This window comes from Bacillus sp. NEAU-242-2 (assembly GCF_027853835.1).
Lineage (GTDB): Bacteria > Bacillota > Bacilli > Bacillales > Bacillaceae > Bacillus > Bacillus velezensis.
Map to the genome: position 1 here is coordinate 116,305 of NZ_JAPNNY010000007.1, position 16,550 is coordinate 132,854.

Here is a 16,550-nt window from a genome sequence, read left to right on the forward strand (position 1 = left end):
CCTTTCAATTAAAATATGACTCCAGCGCTATCATATATTTATAATATTATTCTGAAAATAGTTTTGTCAATCTTTATCGCATTAAAGCGGAAAGCCAAAATTAACCTTCCGATGTTTAAACAGCCGTTAAGCGGGAATAACTACTGCAAGCCAGAAATAGAAAGGAGTTTTTATCGTGAAACAAAAACTGCTCATTTCAGGACTTGCCGTGTCGACTGTCGGAGTGACTTCCTACCTGCTCAAAGATAAATCAAACCGCCAAAAGGTGATGAACTTTATCCGCAATATGAAAACATCGCTCTCCGGGAAGCAGGATATTGAATCATTCCCCGTCAACAAAGCAGGCAACCCGCATCCCGAAGATATTGAAGATAACAAAATGGTATCCGAAGGCTCCATGTACCCGGTTCAATATTATGATGACAAGAAGAAATAATCTGTTCCCGGGCTGCCCGGCCGTATCAAACGGCGGCAGCTTTTTTTATGCAGACGGCGTTTTATAGATCCGCCAATATTGGCGCGATCCTTTCTCCCGCACGGTAATGCCCAGTTTGGATATTTCCGCTTTCAGCTCTTTCGCATCTGCCTTTTCCTCCTCTTTCAGCGCCTTTTCTCTCGCTTTTAAAAGAGCATTTGCCCCAGGCTCCAAATCCGGCGTGTCCGGCACCCACCGTTTGTATTCTTCTTTAAAAGGATCTTCCGTCCCCAGCCAGACATACCCATGCGCGCGAAACGCCTCAGCCGCTTTTTCAACCGCCGGCTCAAGCTTCTCCCGAAAAAGCTCCTGTCCTTCAGTGCCTAATAAGACAAGATACTTCCCATCCGTAAACACACCGGAAATGCTTTCTTTCGAAAACACGCTTTCTTCATTATATATGGTTAAGGACACCTCGCTGTCCGTCACGACTGCCACAAGACTTTCTTTAAAAGCTGCCTGCGTCAGCCACACTCCCCCAATTAAGCCGATAACGGCGGTTGCAGCCGCAGCCTTCCATCCGTGAAAGGAAGCGATTATTTCCAGCGGCCCGTGAAAAGGCAGCCAATCCAATGTTACGGCCCACTTCGCAATGACCGGCAGAAACCATCCGATGACCAGCCCTAATAATGGCGGCACCAGAAAAACCAAAGCTTTTTCAACCGATGACAACTCAAGAACCGTCTGTTTTTTTATTTCGTTCATGTTTCTCCTCCGTCTGTGTTTTTCACAACTATCCATTATACAAAGGGTTGGATGATTCTGTAAACTGTTTCCGAAACAATAAAAAGCCTCCCGGCCGCCGGGAGGCTTTTTAAAACAGGAGCTCATATACTTCATTCAATTCCATCGTGCGCTTCTCATCCTGCTCGTTCTCAGCATATTTGATTTCCTTTTCAAGCACCTGATTCAGCGCATCCATTTCCAGATCATTTAGATCTTTCACGAACTCGCCTTCATTTGCATAATGCTTCACCTGAAGCTTTTTATAAATCCCCCGGCACACATCATGCTCCAAGTGGTTCGAAAGCGACTCGCGCAAATATCCGAGTGTCCTGTCCATCATGTAAGCCCTCCCTTTTCTTTAGGAATAGCTTCCCGGAAAGAGAGAAAAACTATACATGAAAGCACCGGGCGGCTGTTTTAACTCTGTACCTGAATGGAGAAAAATCCGCTGCTTAACGGCGTGTACGGCCCGTTCAGTCCCGTTGCGGAGAAAGAGAACGTTCCTGAACTGACATAAGAAAGAGGAACGCTGTAATATTTAATATAGCCTGTAACGATATTGCCGTTTTTCGTATATTCATCTTCCAGCGCTTTTGACGTAAGATTTGTAATATTCGTTCCGTTGTTAAACGCCTGGATCGAGTTATTGTTCGGATACCCTTGGAAATATACGGCTAAATAACCCGTTGTCCCCTTCATCGGTTTTGATGCGCTGATTTGGTTCGGCCCGATATTTTCCCATTGGTAATTCTGACCGTCAGACGTCACACCGATAATACGGATTTGTGTTAAAGCAGGAGCCGGCGCCGCAGACGCTGACGGAGCCCACAACCCGCTCACAAGCAACAAAGCAGCGGCGGCCGCGGCAAATAGCATAACGAGTCTCTTTTTCATGTTTCTTCCTCCTTGTGGTTCAAATTTATAATTATGTTAAATATTATAAGTTTCATTTTATCAGAGAAATCAATAGATAGACAGAATCAATCAGTCAAATTGGTGAACTTTTTATATAAAAAAAGCTATCTCCTAAAGGAGATAGCTTATATAACATTATTTCTTTCCACACTCCAAAATTGTGTATTTACTCGGGGTCTGAATTACATTTAATAGTATTAATCCGGCTTTTTCAATCAATTGTTCAAACTCGGTTTTCTTTCTGACTCTGCCGCCTGCAGAGCATACTAAAAATAATAAATCACGAAAAGCTTCTTCAGGGGACAGCCTGTCTGCTTCAGGCACATTTTCAACTATAATCAGCTTGGAATGATCAGACATGGCACCGGCTATATTTTCAAGAATAGCAACCACATGCTCATCATCCCAATCGTTTAACACTTTGCTTATCACATACAAGTCTCCGCCGGAAGGAATTTCCTCAAACATACTCCCTTCCGTAAACTGACAGCGTTCGCTCATCTCTGAAGATGCTAAATGCTTTTTTGCACTTTGTATCGTTTTTGGAAGATCAAACAATATCCCCTTTGATTTAGGAGCAGCACCTAAAATGCCTGTTATTAACTGGCCCATTCCTCCCGCGACGTCTACGATAACATCAAACTTTTCAAATGAGTAAGCTTTCAATATGGATGGCAGACTCATTTTTGAATAAATCTCCATCGCCTTATCCATTGTTTTTAAGTAATCTTGATCAAGACTATTATCCTCATACCATTTATCACCATAAATGGCTTCAAAAGCGGATTTGCCGGTTTTGATACTATAATCCATTTTAAACATAGACTGCACTACTGTTTCATGCAGCAGATATTCTACCAAAGGCTCAATCGATTTTGCTTTCCCAGGCATCAAAGTGGCACCATACTCTGTTACATCATAATAGCCATTTTGAGCTTGGGCGACCAAACCGACGGATTCCAGCGCTCTTAAGAGCCTGAATAAGGCAGAGGGGTTCAATTCAAGGGCTTCAGCTATCGCTTCCGCTGAAGCTGGTCCATTTTGAAAAGCGGAAAATACATCCAATTCTACCGCTGTTTTAACTGCCAGGGAAAACCCCAGCCCTGAAACCATTTGCATGACTGCGGCCTGAGGATATTTCTTCGGTACTTGTTTATCTTGCTGAACTGAATTGGTCATTTACGTTAACCTCCGATTAATTAAATGGTTTCTGCTGCTTTTTTGATATAACGCATATACTGATTGAGCAGATTTTCTACAGTACTCTTATAGTACTGATTTTGATTATATTCAATTCCAATGCTCAATTTTTTCTCTCTTACCAACACAATAAACTTAAACTTGTAATTCCAAATTTCATCTTCACTTATATCATTCCCGGTTGAAAGCGGAGATACCGTAAAGCTTTCTGTGTGCAGTTCATTATCAAATTCGCCCATATAATTAAATGAAATGTCTGGTTTTGATTTCTCTTTTATATCTTGTTTTAAATATCTTAAAATACCATATCCTATCCCTTGATCAGGAATATTGGCTAAGGTCGAGTTAACATTATCTAAACTCGAACCGATATGATCAGAATCGGAGACCTCCAAAGCCACCGGATAGATTGCAGAAAATCTGCCTACTGTTCTGTAGATATTAAGCTTCTCACTCTGATGAGTGCGGCCATGGTTGCCTAAGTGCACGAGAGATGTATTACTGCCTGTTTGATGTTTTACTGTCAAACCTAAAGCTGTGAGCAAAACAGTCTCAATAGTGAAATGATCTTGTCCTTGAATCGCATTCATTATATTTTCAGTTTCCCGAACATTAAACTGCCTGTACACTTGTCTGTTATCTTTGACTTTGGCAATTTGCCCCTGAATATCAACCGGAATAGACGGAGCATAAACATTTTCGATTTTCGTCCAATACTCTTTCTCAAACAACAGCCGTTCACTTTCAGCATATTTATAGAGATAATCAGACCATTTTAAATACGAATCGGTTTTATTTGGTAATACAATGTCTTCGTTACTTTTAACTTGCTGATATGCTGTATTAAAATCTTCAAGCAGTATTCTCCAAGACATATGATCAATTATCATTTGGTGAATGACGATTAACAGATGTTCCCCATCTGCTTCCTTAATGAGTGCCAATTTAACAAGCGGTCCGTGAGTCAGATCCATACTGGCTTGTATTTGATTTATTTTCATTTTTAAAACTGATTGCGGCATGTTTATTGCATTGATCAGATGAAAGTCAAACAAGTCGCCGTCCGTCAGGCCTCTGATTACCTGTACCATTCTATCGCCTTTACGTTTGAATACTGTTCTCAGACTGTCATGATGCTGAATAATCCGGGTGAAAATGTCTTTTACAATATCTTCGCCAAACCCAGCTTCCCTGTATAGCATAAAAGAAAGATTCCGATGGTGCAGAGTATCATTATGGCGTTCAGCCAGCCAGCATTGAATTGGCACAAGACGGGCTTCTCCCGTTATCACACTGTTATCAGATGCCGCTGTTATATAACTGACTTTATTCGAAACTCCTTCGATTGTCTGGTAATGAAAGATGTCTTTCACTTCCAGCCTAAGATTGAATTTTTCCATTCTGACCGCTGCTTGAATGGCTTTAATTGAATCTCCGCCTAAAACGAAAAAGTTATCTTTTATACTGATTTTAGAAACTTCAAGAATGTCGGACCAAACCTCACTGACGATTCGTTCAATCTCGTTTCTCGGAGCAATAAAGTGATGCAGCTCGGCATTATTTTCAGCTGGAAGCGGCAAACGTTTTACATCAGTCTTCCCATTGTTCGTCAACGGAATTTTATCTATGCCAATAATGACTGTCGGGATCATATATTCCGGCAGATATTCCAATAAGTATTCTTTTAGCTGAGAAGGCGGCTGCGTATCTTTACATACTGTATAGGCATATATCTGATCATTGTGAGCAATCGCAACCGCTTCTTGAACATTGCGGTGAGACAGCAGTCTGTTTATAATCTCATCCAGTTCAATTCTAAATCCTCTGATTTTTACTTGTCGGTCGATTCTTCCGGCAAATTCTATATTCCCATCCTCATTCCACTTGCCTAAATCTCCGGTTTTATACATTTTCTCACCAGAATGAACAAGATCCGGGATAAATTTAGCCTTGGTTAGTTCTTCACGATTGCAATAGCCCCGTCCAACTCCTTCCCCTCCGATGTATAACTCTCCGATAACTCCCGGCGGCACAGGCTTCTGCTGTTTATCTAGTATGTAGATAGAACAGTTTTTTATCGGTGTGCCGATAGGGATTCTCTTTATATTGGAAATATTATCCTGGTTTATCGTATAAGCTGCAGCATCAACACAGCATTCCGTCGGTCCATATACATTTGTTATATAAGGACGGTCATTCTTTTTAAATACTTTATAGAAACGCTTTACTTCTTCAGGTTTAAGCACTTCGCCGCCTATAATAAAATGTTTTACACCTATACGGCCACACTGCGGAGACTCAGAGAGCAGGCTGAGATAGGCTGGTGTTCCATCAGAAATAGTTATTTTATTTTGGATATAGAATTCAGCAAGTTTCGTGATATCATGCCTGGCTTCTTCAGAGACGATGTAAAGAGAGTGTCCCAAAAGCAGTGCAGAAAAAATCTGTTTGACAGAAGCGTCAAAGGAAAAGGGTGCCAACAACGCTACATTCTGCTGCCCGCCATGTTTGCAGTAGATACGTTCATGCAGGGCTTCTGTTAAATTCGCTATACTTTTATGTTCGATCATCACACCTTTTGGGTGTCCCGTTGATCCAGAAGTGTAGATGATATAGGCAAGGCTATGCCGTTCCGGTCCTCCTTTAACATTCCTCCCGTCGTCTGGAACTGTTTCCAATTCATTCAGACAAACACTTTCTACTCCGTACCTTTGACAATGATTGTTGCGATCCGTCAGTAACAAACGGGTCCCGCTGTCTTTGAGCATATACTCAACTCTTTCTTGCGGATATGATGGATCAATTGGCAGATAAGCTGCTCCTGCTTTTAAAATTCCCATTATTCCGATGATAAAATCAGTGGTTCGGTCTGCAGCTATGCCTACTGCTTCATTCTTTTTGACACCTTTTTGAATGAGTGCTCTTCCAAGCCTGTTTGCATTTTTGTTCAGCTCACTATAAGTTAAGCTTCCGTCTTGTGCAGACACAGCTATTTGATTCGGCGTTGCTTCCGCCTGCTTCTCAAAAAGCTCACAGATAGATGCATCTGTGCCTCTGCTTCTCAGTGATCTTCCACTGTAACTCAATATTTCGCGTCGTTCATTTTCTTCTAAAATGTTAATCTCCCCGATTAGTCCATTTTGACTTTCAACAATATAATTGAGGATCATTAAGAATCGCTGTGAGAATTTTTCTACAGTTGTGCGCTTAAACAAGTTTGATGAATAAGTGAACTCAAACTTGATATCCTCTTTTGAAGGGAATGCTTGAAGCAGAAGATCAAATTTAGCTGTTTTGTTTTCGTAAAGATACGGCTTATATTTCAGCCCATTTACTTCAATTGCCGGATTATCCATCAGCTGAAGGACAAACATAACGTTGAAAAGAGCATTCTGGTTTATATCCCTCCTAAGGTTCAAATGGTCTACAAGCTCTTCAAAAGGATAATCTTGATTTTCATAAGCCAGAAGCGCATTATCCCTAACGGCTTCAAGCAGTTCTTTGAATGTTTTGTCGGCAGATGGTTTATTTCTCAGTGCCAGCGTATTTACAAACATTCCTATCATGTTTTCTAATTCTTTATGCTTTCTTCCGGCTACAGGTGTGCCGATAATAATATCTTCTTGACCAGTAAGTTTATGGAGAAGCACATTAAATGAAGCCATTAAAGTCATGAAAAGGGTGACTTTTTGTTTTGCGTTTAATTCTGTTAACTTGGCGGTCAGCTCTCTTCCTGCATAAAAATAGATTCGTTCACCTTGATCATCTCGTTCGGCTTCTCTTGAAAAATCTGCGGGCAGATTGAGAACGGGAATTTCTCCTTTAAACTCATTTAACCAAAAATCTTTTTGTTTTTTCATTTCTTCATTATGAAATAATTCATTTTGCCATATCGCAAAATCCTTAAATTGAATGTTCAATGACGGCAGTTCGTTGCCTTCGTATAAATTTATCAATTCCCTTTGGAGGATCGGGATAGACGCCCCATCCGCTATAATATGCTGTAAATCTATCATTAAAAGATGTTTTTGATGACTAATCTCGGCTAATCCTGCACGCAGTAAAGGAGCCTTTTCTACATCAAACGGGCGGACAAAATTAGCCATAAGGCTCTCTAATTCTTCTTCGGAGGTCTTGATTCTATCCATTTTAAATCGAACGTCTTTTTCTATGATTTGCACAAGCTGCCCGTCCCTTAAACCTATGGACGTTCTTAAAACCTCATGCCTGATTATTAATTTTTTAAACGCATCTTCTAAACGTTTATCGTCCAACTCTCCTTCAATCATTAAAAAGAACGGGATATTATAAGAAGTGCTGTTTTTATTTAATTGATCTAGAATAAAAATTCTTTTCTGTGCAGATGATGCCTCATACCACTCTAAATCGCCTGCTTTGGGAATCACATTCACATCATTTGTCTTCCTCAGAGAATATTCATCCAAATAAGCTGAGAAGAGTTTTATATTCGAATGCTTTAGCAAGTCTGAAACTGAAAGCTCCGTTCCTTGCTGTTTATTGATAAAGTTGATGATTTCTATTGCTATGATTGAATCTCCGCCCATTTCATAAAAATCGGATGTAACATCGATCGGATTGATTCCAAGGGCATTTCCCCAAATTTGTCCTGCCATTAGCTCTGTTTCTGAATAACAGCCGTCTTCCCTGCCACTCAGTCTTATTATTTGAGGCTTGTTGACTGAAGGGTTATCTGGTGCATTGCTTATCGGTAATTTTTCAGGCAGTTTCACCCAATGTCTCTCCCGCAAAAATGCGTAACCCGGCAAGCTGATTTTTCTTCTTTTTTCTCCTTCATATAACATTTCCCAATCAATCTCTGCACCTTTTTCATAGAGCTTGCTTATATCAATCAGAAGACTCTCATCTGTTCTCCCGCCTGCACCATAAGCCTTAAGTTTTTTTCCAGCAGCGGTACTTAGATCTCTATCGGTCTTAAAAGAAAATGCAGCTTCTTCTTGCTTAACCGGCGCTTCGAGCAGACTTTCAAGTTTTTCCTTCAGATCTTCGATGTCTTTTACGAGAAAACACACTCTATTCTCCAGATGTTTTCTTCCCGTATTCGCTGTATAACAAAGATCAGAGAGATTCAAATTGTTTTCTTCCGAGATAAAATGAAGATACTTTGATGCTATATCATTCAGGACGGACTTATTTTTTGCAGACAGAGTGAATACCTCTTTTACCTGTCTCTGTTCAGTCTCACCTATTATTTCAGGTGCTTCTTCCAATACAATATGACAGTTGGTTCCGCTGAAGCCGAACGAACTTACACCGGCTCTTCTTGGCGTCTCTCCTTTTTCCCAATTTCTTATCATGTCATTCACATAAACAGGTGAATTCGAAAAATTAATTAAAGGATTCGGTTCATTAAAGTTGATACTTGGGGGGATGACCTTCTCTTTTAAAGCCATGCATGCTTTAATGAGAGACGCCATGCCTGATGCCCCGACTGTATGGCCGATATTGGGTTTGACTGAACCTATACCGCAAAACTGCTTTTTATCGGTATATTTCTTAAACGCATTCGTTATCCCTTTGATCTCAATCGGGTCTCCCAAAATCGTGCCTGTTCCATGCGTTTCAATATAAGAAATAGTTTCCGGACTAATATTCGCATTCTTCCAGGCACGCGAAATCAATTTCTCTTGTGATTCAGCATTAGGAGCGGTGATTCCGTTAGAAGCCCCGTCATTATTCGTAGCGCTCCCTTTAATGACAGCATATATGTGGTCTCTGTCTTCTATAGCCCTATGTAAAGGTTTTAATACAATAGCAGAAATCCCCTCACCCCATGCGGTCCCCTTTGCATTTTTATCAAAAATGCTGATTTTAGCGTTTTCCGCTTCTATTTCGCTCATCGTACCTATATTTTCAGGTCTCAGAAATAAATTAACGCCTCCCGCAATAGCCATGCTGCATTCTTCATTTTTAAGTGCCTCACAAGCAAGATGAACCGAAACGAGTCCGGAAGAGCAGGCTGTATCAACAACCAAGCTTGGCCCTTTCAGATTAAAAATGTAGGAGGTCCTGCTTGCTAATATGCCGGGATAAGTACCTGTCATTGCAATCATATCCGCATCATTTACTAGGGAAGCATAGGAAAACTTCAAGTCACCGCTATGATCATGTCCAACGAAAATACCTGTATTCGAACCTTGTAACTTGTTCCCCGCATAACCGGAGTCCTCAATAGCGTGATAAACTGTCTCCAAAAACAATCTTTGTTTCGGATCCATAAGCATAGCTTCTCTTGGCGAAATTCTGAAAAATGATGAATCAAACTTATCAATTTCATCTAAGAATCCCGCTCTAAAATAAGAATTCTCATTCGCACTGGGCAGCAATGGATCAATATCTTTCCGCCGCTTCTCCGGTAAGTCCCGGATGCATGAGGCACGGTTCATAATGTTTTGCCAGTATTCTTTTGCATTATTGGCTTTTGAGAAACGGCAGGATATGCCGATAATGGCAATATCACATTGATTTTTCTTGGACTTATCAGATAATCCTTTTAAAATGCGCAAAGCCATTTCCCTGTCCATTTTTTGCTCTTTTACTTGCTCCAATACATATTGTTTTATAATCGAAATATCATCCACGATTAATCACCCCTATCGATTTTGATTCTATATAAAATATGAGAAGCATCATGGATATATAGAATAGCTGCTTCAATTGAAGCAGCATATTGAATTAGTTAATTTTTGTCTCAAAAACCTTTCCATCTTCTTTACATAACACCTGCACCAGATTTCTGGCCTGTAAGACAACACTCGGAAGACCTCCTCCCACTTGACTCCAATGCCCAACCATATAAAAGTCTTTAAGTCCGGGAAGTGAACGTTTCAGTTTTTTCTCGTGCATGATGCCTTCCATCTGTTTTTCCCAGCCCTGCCAGCTTCCATTTCTATTATTTGTGTATCTTCTGATCGTATATGGGGTGGATACATCAGTCACATCAATATTTGATTTAATTTCACCAAACCATTTGTCTAATTCATCAATCATTACATTCGCAATTGCTTTTTTCTCTTCTTCATATTTTTCGCGGTTGTTTTTTTGCAAAGTCTCCCAGTATTCAGCAGAAGTTTTCGCATACACGATAATACTCGTTTTGCCATCAGGCGCGAATGAAGGATTTTCGTTATATATTTTCACAAATATGTTTTTAACGTTGTCACAGCCATAGGCATTAAGAGGCTGTTCTAATTCCAGGCTCAAATAATGAGGATATTTTTCAAACGTTTTTGATACGCCCAATCCGACATAAATTTGCGGTGCACTTGTTTTAAGGTTGTCATAACAAAATGTCAGTTCATCATCTGTATATTTTCCATCCAGCATTTCAAAAATAGTTTTATAGCCATCCGCTGCTGAAATGACGCTATCTCCATAATGACACTGTCCGTTTTTCAGCTCTATTCCGATCGCTTTATCATTTTCTACTAAAACCTTAGAAACAGGTGATTTATATTGAATCTCACCGCCTAATTCAACATATCTGGCTTCAATAATTTTTGCGAATTGCAGAGAACCTTCTACAGGATGTCCTGAAGATTTGCTATTAGCCCAGCCTAAAGTAGCCATAAAGTAAGATATAGGGGTATCTACATTAAACCAAAACAGACGATTTACATTTTCTCTTACAAAACTGCTTTTAAAGCGCTGGGCGAATTCTTTGATCGTCACTTTTCCCCATTGCCCCATTACTTTCATGTAAGGGCCAGCCTTTGCTTTGAAAGCCTCAAAGTCTGCTAAATCGAACAGTTCGGGCGCTTTATCCAAATCCAGCTCTACATCAGAAACAACTCGAATGCCATCAGTTAAAAGCTTAATTGTTTTCGCATCTTCAGGTGCAACTCTTAAAAACTCCTGTTCTAATTTATCTACATCAGCATACAGCGTAAATGTATCACCATTTCTAAAGTTAACAACCGCAAATTCTTCATCATTAATGAATTCCATATTTTGTATTACGTTCAGTTCTTTCCAAAATTTATGGAATGTATTGTTAGGTCCTGAACCGACCAGCCAGCTGATACAACCGTCAAAAAAGTACCCTTTTCTCTTCCAGCCGGTACATAAACCACCCGGCAGCAAGCCCATTTCAAAAATTTTTGTGCTGTATCCGTTCATTTGCAAGTAACAGCCCGCGGCCATTCCTGCAATACCGCCTCCGATTATGATTGCAGACTTGTTTTCTTCTGTATTCTTCATTAATTTTCCCCTTTTCCGAAACTAGTTTTCTAGAATTTTCAATCCTTCTTGTATATTGATTTTGCCGTTCTCCAGGTCGTCAAATAGATTGTTGAGTTCTTGCTCAAGCCGATTTTCAGCAGTATCTTCTTCCGTTTCTTGCTGTTGATCTTTATTCAGCTGCTTGTCAATATACTCTGATAGCTCCACTACAGAGGAATATGTAAATATATCGGATATATCCACAATGTCAGGATATTGTTGATTTATCAGTTTTAACAGTTGGGTTGCCATAATAGAATCTCCGCCCATGGCACTAAAGCTTTCATATAAATCCAGCTCTTGCATATCCAAAACCATAGAGTACATTTGCGCAATACTTTTTTCGGTATCGGAGTAAAGTTCTCCCTTTCCTTTCAGCACTATATCTTCAGTATCTGTTCTTCGACGTTTTTCTGCTTCGTTTTTTGTCCTGTTTTTATCTATTAATTTGTTTTTGATTTGCTCAGATAATTCAAAAGACAATTCATCCTTTGCAAAAGCGAGGAGCTTCATATTTAATGTACCTGGAATGATATTAGTAAGCTTATTCGATGCTATTTCTTCTAAAACGGAAATAGCCCTTTCTACCGTCAATAATCTGAAAATAGAGCTCTCATCAGTAATTCCATAATCGACAGCTATGCCGACCTCATCCCAAGCCGGCCAGTTAATTGACAGCGTGTTTTTCCCCTGTTTGTTTTGCATATAAGCAAAGGAATCTAAATAAGCATTTGCAGCTGTATAATCTCCCTGTCCGGCACCTCCGAAAATAGAATTAATTGAGGAGAACAAAATCGTGAAATCTAAATCTACGTCTCTCGTTAAATGATTGATAACCCATGTTCCATTAATTTTAGGAGCGAGCACTTCTTTAAAAATATTAGCTTCTTTTCTAAAGAGGAAACCGTCCCCGGCAACTCCGGCACAATGGAACACGCCATTGATCGTACCGTATTTCTGTTTTATTTCTTCAATTACCGGCTCCATGCTGTTTAAGTCAGAAACTTCACAGCTGTAGCTATCAACTTTAGAACCCATTGACTCGATAGCTCTGATGGACTTCAGTTTTCTGCAAAGCTTTAAATCCGTTCCATCAGCAATGATATCGTCCCATCGGCTTTGATCAGGCAGTTTAGAGCGATTGAGCAATACAGCATTGACGTTATGTTTTCCAGCCAGGTGCTTTGCGATCTCCAAACCGATTCCGCCGGTGCCGCCGGTAATCATATAGACACCGTTTTCTTTAATCTCCATACCGCCGTGTTTCTTATCCTTTATCGGTTCAACCATATCCAACCGACTGATATACCGCTTACCATCCCTAAAGGCGACTTGATAGTGTTTCCCTTTTGTTCTTAACTCCTCACTAATAATTTCCGGTGAAGTATGTTCATCAATATCAATTGCTTTACATGAAACATTTTGGAACTCCTGCGAAATAACACGTCCCAGACCAAACAACGCGGCGCCCAATGGATTGATTGTATTTTCTTCTCCGGACACTTCTGTCACAAGATCAGAAATAAGATGCAAATTAATATTGCTTTTCATCTTATTCTTACTTAATCCCCGGACTAAGCGGAACAGACTGTATACGCCTTTATTCTGCATGTCTTCTAAATCTGTTAATGATTCCGTTCCTTGGCGGCTGATAGAAGACATATGTATAATGCTGCTGATATTTTGATCGTTTATGCTATGCAATAATTGAACATAGTCTTCTTCTGATCCGGTAATTAGGAATTTCCGCCCATTTATCTTCTGAAATTCATCCCCAAACTCCACTTCAATAACATCATCGTCATGAATTTTCAACTGTTCCAGTATAGATTTATAAATTTCCATGTTGTCTTTAAATAACAGTATAGGACCTGTTACCTCTGTTTTTTCTTCTTCAAAAGCTTCTTGCGCCATCCATTTTAATTGATAAAGTGATTCAGAACTTTCTTCAAAAAGGGCATTAATCCGATTTACTTTTTTTAATACATAATCGGTGATTTCTGCAAAAACATTTCCTTCTGTATCTATTAACTGAATATCACACAGCTTTGTCTCTTTACTGCTTGCGTTCTTTTTGACAAATGCATAAAAATGCTGCGGCATTCTTGAGTAAATCTTCACGCTTTTATATGAAAAAGGAAGGAATGTACTATCGTCATCATCTTCTCCAATAAACACGTTCACTGCATTATCTAGCAAAGCTGGATGTAAAAAGACGTCTTTTAAATCTGCTGTAAATTCATCAGCCAATTTTAATTCGGCCAATTGTTCATCAGGGCCCAGTATGACTTCTTTGAAGTTCAGCCACCTCGGTCCGAAAGTAAAAACTTTGCTGATTAAACCATTTTTATTTTCATAATTGACTTTTATCTTCTCTCTATTACTGTCATTCCTAACAGAGTCTAAATCAAACATTGATACAGAGTCTGTTAATGGAAACGCTTTTCCTTCTGCATGTGTAATCCAGGTTTCTCCTTCCTGACTGGCTATTATAAATTGAATACATTCTTTCTTTTTCTTAATGATTGTGTGTACAATCTTATTCTCATCCTCATTTACCGTTAATGGAGTGAAGAAGATAATATCTCGTAATTCTAATTGATTGCTTTTATAGTAAGCGGCACTTGCTCTTCTTCCCATTTCGATATAAGTCGTTCCCGGAATAACGCAAGCCCCCATAATTTTATGGTCACTTAAAACCCAATCCTTATTCACATTAAATGTCGTTGAATAGATCGTCTCATTCATTGAATCAGCCAAACACTGGTCAATCAGCGGGTGACTGATATTTTTCTGATGCGGCGCTTCATCTCTTCTGTCCTTTACTTCTCCCCAGCATAATGTTCTTTCAAATTGGTATGTCGGAAGACTGACAATCTTTCTGCGCTCATCCTTGTACATTTTTGTCCATTCTACTTTTGCTCCTCTGACATACAGGTTGCAAATTTCCGTAAGGTTTAGCAGTAAATATTCATCCCCTTCAGTAAGAATGTCATGTATCAAATTGTCAGATTGAGCATTCATTTTGCGATGTTCAGATAAGGAAATTTCTCCTTCATCCATAATCTGTTTTCTATCAGAACCAACTTTATGGAAAGAAAAATATACGCCTTTTTCTGATATTTCATTCAAGTTATGTCCTGCAAGCCTGCCGATTTTTCTCTTTAATTCTTCGTAACTTTTTACAATCAGAGCCAATCGGTAGCCGTAATGGCCCCGTCCTGTGTTTGCTGTATAGCAAATATGTTTTACGTTTTTTTGAGTTCCTTTTTTAAAGAATTCATTATATTCCTTGATGAGTTTCATTAAAGAATTCTCTGTTTTAGCTGATAAAGTAAATATCTCAAATGTTTCATTTGCAGGAATGACCTCTTCAACCTCATCTCCAGCATCTTCAATCACTACATGTGAATTGGTCCCCACAAAGCCGAAAGAACTGATACCCGCTCTCCTCGGTGAGTTATTTTTAGGCCATTCATGGGCTTTGTCTGTAACAAATACAGGTGACTTCACAAAGTTAATCAATGAATTCGGTTCTTTAAAATTAATACTCGGAGGGATGACTTGATGCTTCATAGACAGAACGATCTTGATAAGTGACGCCAAACCCGAAACGGCAACGGTATGGCCAATATTAGATTTAACAGATCCGATCCCGCAAAACTGCAGCTTGTCCGTATATTTTGAAAACGCATTGGAAATCCCCTTTATTTCAATTGGATCTCCAAGCTTTGTGCCTGTACCGTGCGCTTCGATATATTGAATGGTTTCGGGATCAATTTGAGCATTTTCCCATGCCTGAACCAGTACTTCTTCCTGGGCGATGGCATTTGGAGCTGTCAATCCGTTTGAGGCCCCGTCATTATTAACTGCACTCCCTTTGATAACAGCATAAATATGATCTCCGTCCTGCTTGGCTTTACTTAAAGGTTTTAAGATGACTGCCGCTACTCCGTCACTGAAAAATGTCCCGTCTGCGTCTTTATCAAATGAGTGTACTTTATCACTTACTGATTCCATCATTGATTTTTTGGACGTTTTGAAGCGCGGAAAGAATCCTAATGAAATTCCGCTGACAATAGACATATCGCATTCTTTATTTTTCAAAGCATTACAGGCAAGATGCACACCAAGCAGCCCCGAGCTGCAAGCAGAATCCAAAACCATAGAACTTCCTTTTAAATTTAATAAATAATTAATCCGCCCCGCCATCAAACCCGGCCAGTTGCCCGTCATACTTGTCGATTCTGATTCTGTAATGTAGCGGTACAACGTATTATTGACATGGTCTTTTCCAACAAAGAGCGATGTGTTGCTTCCATAAATTTTGTCCCCTGCATACCCTGCATCTTCAATCGCAGTCCATACCGTCTCCAGCAATACTCTGTGAGACGGGTCAATGGCCTTTGCTTCTTTAGGAGAAATATTAAAAAATTCAGGATCGAACTTGTCTACGTCTTCTAAATATCCGCCAGGTTTCCAGTTATCTGCTTGTTCTTCCGTCAGATATCCTGAACCGAGAAAATCAGTAAACCCTTTATTGTTTACGATCGGTTTAATGTAATTGATCATATCTTTTGGATATTCCGCTTTGCAGTCTTCTCCATTCATCAGATTCTTCCAGTATTCATCTGTATTGTTTGCTTTCGGCAGTCTGCAGGAAATTCCAATGATAGCAATATCTTCATTGCTGCTTGCAGCCTTTAATTCTTTTAGCATTCGCTTTGCTTCTTTCTGGCTTAGCTTATGCTGTTTCACTTGTTCAAATATATAAGATTGAACGCTATTCATTACGGATCACTCCCGCTTTCTTTCTAAGAAAATTTTTGATAGGAAGGGTAATAAGATCTACATTTTTACCTTAAAATGGAATTCAATTCCCATAATAATGTGATAGGCAGGCTGCTTTTTCTTCATTCAATTCGCAGCCTGCCAATATTCCATTTTGCGAATATATTCTTACAGGCCCAATTCA

At 39.6% G+C, this 16,550-nt stretch carries 8 protein-coding genes; 1 reads left to right on the top strand and 7 read right to left on the bottom strand.

The features are described 5' to 3' along the window. Positions 1 to 175 precede the first annotated feature (175 nt). Positions 176 to 436: a hypothetical protein gene (locus OWN49_RS17995; protein WP_003156732.1), complete on the top strand. Its 261-nt coding sequence runs from the start codon at positions 176 to 178 to the stop codon at positions 434 to 436. A 45-nt stretch (positions 437 to 481) separates the two neighbouring features. Here OWN49_RS17995 and OWN49_RS18000 read toward each other — a convergent pair whose 3' ends face one another. The 7 genes from OWN49_RS18000 to OWN49_RS18030 form a co-directional block, all read right to left on the bottom strand. Continuing rightward, positions 482 to 1,180, bottom strand: coding sequence for a YqeB family protein (locus OWN49_RS18000; RefSeq protein ID WP_077721733.1), 699 nt, complete (start codon positions 1,178 to 1,180; stop codon positions 482 to 484). Between the two features lie 109 nt (positions 1,181 to 1,289). Beyond that, positions 1,290 to 1,538 carry a sigma-G-dependent sporulation-specific acid-soluble spore protein CsgA gene (locus tag OWN49_RS18005; protein WP_007408989.1) on the bottom strand — a complete coding sequence of 83 codons (249 nt, stop codon included), beginning with the start codon at positions 1,536 to 1,538 and terminating at the stop codon, positions 1,290 to 1,292. Between the two features lie 80 nt (positions 1,539 to 1,618). Beyond that, complete coding sequence (locus tag OWN49_RS18010) at positions 1,619 to 2,095, bottom strand: DUF4879 domain-containing protein (RefSeq protein WP_015239070.1); 477 nt, start codon at positions 2,093 to 2,095, stop codon at positions 1,619 to 1,621. Positions 2,096 to 2,251: 156 nt separating this feature from the next. Then, positions 2,252 to 3,295, bottom strand: coding sequence for a methyltransferase (locus OWN49_RS18015; RefSeq protein WP_077721732.1), 1,044 nt, complete (start codon positions 3,293 to 3,295; stop codon positions 2,252 to 2,254). 20 nt (positions 3,296 to 3,315) lie between these two features. Continuing rightward, positions 3,316 to 9,936 carry a type I polyketide synthase gene (locus OWN49_RS18020; RefSeq protein WP_176283094.1) on the bottom strand — a complete coding sequence of 2,207 codons (6,621 nt, stop codon included), beginning with the start codon at positions 9,934 to 9,936 and terminating at the stop codon, positions 3,316 to 3,318. Positions 9,937 to 10,030: 94 nt separating this feature from the next. Next, entirely contained in the window at positions 10,031 to 11,554 is a 1,524-nt protein-coding gene (locus OWN49_RS18025; protein WP_077721730.1) for a phytoene desaturase family protein, read from the bottom strand. A gap of 21 nt (positions 11,555 to 11,575) precedes the next feature. Then, positions 11,576 to 16,366 (bottom strand): type I polyketide synthase, encoded by a 4,791-nt coding sequence (locus OWN49_RS18030; RefSeq protein ID WP_077721729.1) that lies wholly within the window; start codon positions 16,364 to 16,366, stop codon positions 11,576 to 11,578. Between the last annotated feature and the right edge of the window lie 184 nt (positions 16,367 to 16,550).

What these genes read in the sequence shown, in the direction of transcription:
- OWN49_RS18000 (WP_077721733.1), bottom strand. Translation starts at nt 1,180, where the DNA reads ATGAACGAAATAAAAAAACAGACGGTTCTTGAGTTGTCATCGGTTGAA.
- OWN49_RS18025 (WP_077721730.1), bottom strand. Translation starts at nt 11,554, where the DNA reads ATGAAGAATACAGAAGAAAACAAGTCTGCAATCATAATCGGAGGCGGT.
- OWN49_RS18015 (WP_077721732.1), bottom strand. Translation starts at nt 3,295, where the DNA reads ATGACCAATTCAGTTCAGCAAGATAAACAAGTACCGAAGAAATATCCT.
- OWN49_RS18010 (WP_015239070.1), bottom strand. Translation starts at nt 2,095, where the DNA reads ATGAAAAAGAGACTCGTTATGCTATTTGCCGCGGCCGCCGCTGCTTTG.
- OWN49_RS18005 (WP_007408989.1), bottom strand. Translation starts at nt 1,538, where the DNA reads ATGGACAGGACACTCGGATATTTGCGCGAGTCGCTTTCGAACCACTTG.
- OWN49_RS18030 (WP_077721729.1), bottom strand. Translation starts at nt 16,366, where the DNA reads ATGAATAGCGTTCAATCTTATATATTTGAACAAGTGAAACAGCATAAG.